Annotated in this window: 5 protein-coding genes; 3 read left to right on the top strand and 2 right to left on the bottom strand. The window is 62.6% G+C overall.

The window, feature by feature from the left end; translation table 11 throughout:
* Positions 1–62: 62 nt before the first annotated feature.
* Together fliP and A3840_RS01545 are read right to left on the bottom strand one after the other, a co-directional pair.
* Positions 63–794 (bottom strand): flagellar type III secretion system pore protein FliP, encoded by a 732-nt coding sequence (fliP, locus tag A3840_RS01550; RefSeq protein ID WP_067450854.1) that lies wholly within the window; start codon positions 792–794, stop codon positions 63–65.
* Positions 795–813: 19 nt separating this feature from the next.
* Positions 814–1,503 carry a flagellar biosynthetic protein FliO gene (locus tag A3840_RS01545; RefSeq protein ID WP_067450851.1) on the bottom strand — a complete coding sequence of 230 codons (690 nt, stop codon included), beginning with the start codon at positions 1,501–1,503 and terminating at the stop codon, positions 814–816.
* A gap of 225 nt (positions 1,504–1,728) precedes the next feature.
* On the opposite strand from A3840_RS01545, the gene flgB reads away from it, so the two are divergent.
* Genes flgB through fliE form a run of 3 tightly spaced genes read left to right on the top strand, consistent with a single transcriptional unit; the run spans position 1,729 to position 2,908 of the window.
* Complete coding sequence (gene flgB / locus A3840_RS01540) at positions 1,729–2,133, top strand: flagellar basal body rod protein FlgB (RefSeq protein WP_067450848.1); 405 nt, start codon at positions 1,729–1,731, stop codon at positions 2,131–2,133.
* An 11-nt stretch (positions 2,134–2,144) separates the two neighbouring features.
* Positions 2,145–2,555, top strand: coding sequence for a flagellar basal body rod protein FlgC (gene flgC, locus A3840_RS01535; RefSeq protein ID WP_067450845.1), 411 nt, complete (start codon positions 2,145–2,147; stop codon positions 2,553–2,555).
* A 20-nt stretch (positions 2,556–2,575) separates the two neighbouring features.
* A complete protein-coding gene (fliE, locus tag A3840_RS01530; protein WP_109442255.1) occupies positions 2,576–2,908 on the top strand; it encodes a flagellar hook-basal body complex protein FliE in 333 nt (110 codons plus the stop codon).
* Positions 2,909–2,982 lie beyond the last annotated feature (74 nt).

The raw sequence follows: 2,982 nt of genomic DNA, 5'->3' as shown, positions 1-2,982 counted from the left end.
ATGCACGAAGAACCCTCGGGTCAAGCCCGAGGGTGACGACTGGTGCTAAATAGAAGTCACCATCACCCCGTAAAACTGCGCACCAGCGAGCCGGCGACCAGATACCAGCCGTCCACCAGCACGAAGAAGATCAGCTTGAACGGCAGCGAGATGACCACTGGCGGCAGCATCATCATGCCCATGCTCATCAGCACCGAGGCTACCACCATGTCGATGACCACGAAGGGCAGGAACAGGAGAAAACCGATCTCGAAGGCCCGGCGCAGTTCGGAGATCATGAAGGCGGGGATCAGCAATTGCAGCGGGATCGCCTCGGGCGCTTCCGGCGGCTCGGCATCGGTGAGATCGTAGAAAAGGCTGAGATCCTTGTCGCGCACATTGCTGCGCATGAATTCATGCACCGGGGCGGCGCCGGCGTCGAAAGCCTCGGCAAATTCGATCTCGCCGGCCATCAGCGGCGCGATGCCCTGGTCATAGCTCTGCTGCAGCACCGGCTGCATGATGAACAGCGTCAGGAACAAGGCCAGCGACACCATCACCGAATTGGGCGGCGCGGTCTGCAGGCCGATGGCGGTGCGCAGCAGCGACAGCACCACGACGATGCGCGTGAAGCTGGTCACCATGACGAGGATGGACGGCGCCAGCGAAAGCAGGGTGATCAGCCCGATTAGCTGGATCGCCCGCTCGGTCAGCGTCGTATCGTCGCCGAAATCGATGGACAGGTCCTGGGCCGATACCTGCGTCGTGAGCGCCAGCAGCAGGCCGGCGCCGGCCAGAAAAGGCAGCAAGCGCATCCAGGTCCGGCGTGCCGGCTCAGCCCCGATTGGCCTCGTCTTTGCCGTCATTACCAAGCGCCGCGCCTTCGCTCATTCCGCCACTTTGAGACTCATTAGCTGAGTCGGCGGGCGCGACGGCCGAAATGTCGGGGTTTTGCCCGGATTCCATAGGCTCCCGGGCCCCCGACTGGCGCAGCAGGCCGGTGCGGCGCAGCGAAACGCGGGTCTTCTTGTCGCCGGCATGGCCTGATTTCTGCAAATGTTCGAGCAGCGTATCCGGCTCGCCCTTGGGCACCGGCGCCACTGGCGCGACGGGAGCAACGGGCGTGGCTGGGCGCACGCTCTCCACCACCGGCGCCGGACCGGTAGGGGCAGGGCGCTGGACGGGAGCGGTCGGGGCCGCCGGCCGCCGGGCAGGGGCGGCTACGGGCGTTTCCGCAATGGCAATGCCGGTCTCGATCACCAGGTCCTGCGCGCCGCCCGTCAGGATGACATGTTCGACATTGTCGCGCCGGATGATCATCAGCTGCCGCTTCTGGTCGAGCACCAGCGTATCCACCACCGCCAGCCGCCGGTTGCGGCCGCGAACGCCATTGCCGGAAACCTTGAACACCACCTTCATCAGCCAGACCGCCAATATGATCAGGACGATGACCGCGCCGAGCGCGAACAGCATGGTCAGGGCCGTATTGCCGCTGCCGCCAAACAGGCCGGTAATGAATTGCACGAATCTAAGCTCCCAATGCCGTCGCGCCTGAGCGCGACATCGTCTATCTCGTGGTGGCCTTGCCACCGGGCCGCAAACCGAATCTCAATCGGCACTTCCTGCCTAGTTAGCCGATGAAATGTGCAAATAGCGAGATCGCGCCGGTCAGCGTTAGCAGTCTGTTAACCAATACTTAACCATGGCTAGGCAGGATTTGCCTATCAGGACTCGCGTGGAGGCCGGCCCATGGGCCTTATGGATATGCCGGTTTTCTCGGCGCTGACCGACAAGATGCGCTGGCATCAGACCCGGCAGGGCCTTCTGGCCGAGAACGTCGCCAATGCCGAAACGCCCGGATATCGGGGGCGCGATCTCAAACAGTTCGACGCCAATAGCTCTTTCACATCAATGAGTTCGGCGACGATCTCAACCTCAGTTACTCAGCCGGCGCATTTCTCCGTCTCCTCCGGCATGGCCGGTTTCGACGCCCAGCGCATGGCCAATTTCGAGATCACCCCGGAAGGCAACGGCATCACCCTCGAAGAGGAGATGATGAAGGTGACCACCAATATGATGGACTACCAGGCCGCCACCTCCATCTACCAGAAATCCATCCGCATCCTGCGCGTCGCGCTGGGAAAGAACGCATAAGGCATTGATTTATGGACTTTAATTCGTCCCTTCGCATCGCTGCCACCGGCCTGCAAGCGCAGACGGCCCGCATGCGCGTCATCGCCGAGAACATCGCCAACGCCGATTCCGCCGGCAAGGCCCCGGGCGACGAACCCTATCGCCGCCGCATCCCTACCTTCCAGACCGTGTTCGACAACGAAGTCGGCGGGCGCGTGGTGGAAGTGGGCCGGCTGGCCTATGACATGAGCGATTTCAGCTCGCGCTACGAGCCGGGCCACCCGGCCGCCGATGCCAGCGGCTATGTGCAATATCCCAACGTCAACACGCTGATCGAAACCGTCGATATGCGCGAAGCCCAGCGCAGCTACGAAGCCAATCTCAACGTGGTCACCGTGACCCGACAGATGCTCGGGCGCACGCTCGATATCCTGCGCGGCTGAACCTTTTAGGACGCAAAGCCATGGCCATCACCACCCCGTTCAACGCCGCCGCCACCGCCTATGGCAATGCCGGCCGGCTGATCAACCAGGCCGCAAAGCCCAGCACGGACCTGACCGCCAAGGCGGCTGGCGGCGGGGCCAATTTCGCCGAGCTGCTGGCCCAGAACGTGCAGGGCGTCATCGACCAGGGCAAGGTTTCCGACCAGATGGCCATGGACATGGTCAGTGGCAAGGCCAATGTCGTCGACATGGTGACCGCTCTCTCCGAAACCGAAATGGCCATCGAAAGCATGGTCACCATCCGGGATCGGGTCATCTCGGCCTATGAAGAGATCATGCGGATGCCGATCTGATCGCAGGCGCCTGCGTTTCGCGGCGCTGATGCGGCGGGTTTGGGTTAGGATCGGCATGTGATTCCATTGGAAGC

This window comes from Devosia elaeis (assembly GCF_001650025.1).
Taxonomy (GTDB): Bacteria; Pseudomonadota; Alphaproteobacteria; order Rhizobiales; family Devosiaceae; genus Devosia; species Devosia elaeis.
This window is presented reverse-complemented; position numbering and strand designations above follow the sequence as displayed.

Bases quoted from the DNA above. Each gene is read 5' to 3' on its own strand.
- flgB (WP_067450848.1), top strand. From the start codon at position 1,729: ATGGGCCTTATGGATATGCCGGTTTTCTCGGCGCTGACCGACAAGATG.
- flgC (WP_067450845.1), top strand. From the start codon at position 2,145: ATGGACTTTAATTCGTCCCTTCGCATCGCTGCCACCGGCCTGCAAGCG.
- fliE (WP_109442255.1), top strand. From the start codon at position 2,576: ATGGCCATCACCACCCCGTTCAACGCCGCCGCCACCGCCTATGGCAAT.
- fliP (WP_067450854.1), bottom strand. From the start codon at position 794: ATGCGCTTGCTGCCTTTTCTGGCCGGCGCCGGCCTGCTGCTGGCGCTC.